Raw genomic sequence first — 232 nt, 5'->3', positions numbered from 1 at the left:
CGAAGCACAATTGAAAGAAATGGCCAAAGGCGGCTATATCTTGAAAGACTGTGCTGAGCCAGCAGAACTCATCATCATTGCCACGGGCTCTGAAGTGGGTATTGCGATGGAAGCAGCCAATAAATTGGCCGACGAAGGCCGTCGCGTACGCGTAGTGTCGATGCCAAGTACTGAGCAGTTTGATGCACAAGACGCCGAGTACAAAGCGAAAGTCTTGCCAGCTGACATTCCT

1 protein-coding gene is annotated in these 232 nt (G+C 50.9%); it reads left to right on the top strand.

Annotated features, from left to right (window positions below; genetic code table 11):
* On the top strand, positions 1-232 hold a 232-nt coding region (locus tag ACXAH6_RS20455; RefSeq protein ID WP_474879838.1), incomplete at both ends, for a transketolase-like TK C-terminal-containing protein.

The organism is Alteromonas sp. ABE4_545 (genome assembly GCF_056161325.1).
The sequence above is the reverse complement of the archived record's forward strand: the minus strand, read 5'-3'. Positions and strand labels throughout refer to the sequence as shown.